The sequence below is a fragment of the Bartonella taylorii 8TBB genome (assembly GCF_902825155.1).
Taxonomy (GTDB): domain Bacteria; phylum Pseudomonadota; class Alphaproteobacteria; order Rhizobiales; family Rhizobiaceae; genus Bartonella; species Bartonella taylorii_A.
Genome location: NZ_CADEAG010000215.1, coordinates 1 through 389 on the forward strand (window position 1 = coordinate 1; position 389 = coordinate 389).

The 389-nt window shown below is 34.4% G+C and carries 1 pseudogene; it reads left to right on the forward strand.

Annotated features, from left to right (window positions below):
• Positions 1 to 225 precede the first annotated feature (225 nt).
• Positions 226 to 389: pseudogene (locus tag J7R13_RS09765) on the forward strand (ERF family protein); the annotation flags it as partial.

Below are 389 nucleotides of genomic sequence, written 5' to 3' on the forward strand. Positions count from 1 at the left end.
CACATTTCTGGAGATATTAGAATTCAAGATAAAGTATATGTTATTCGATAATATAGATATTTCTGGTAATTTTGAAATTCGTGGAGAAACTTCAATCATCTCCAAAAGTGAATATTCAACAATCTATCCAAGCTACATAAGCCATTTCTAACCACACAAACAACTTTTAAACACAAGCGTGATTCACGCCACGGGGGAATTGCGCTCAAATAGGAGGAAATCAAGATGAGTGAACTAATTACTACACAAACGGAATTAGTGAAAAAAACGAACGATTGTGAAATAAAACCTACAGCTATGGAGCTTATTTTAGAAAGAGCTTTAGAAAATGATGTCGATATGGATCGTCTCAAGCGTCTTCTTGAATTGCGAGAACAAGAGATAAAACG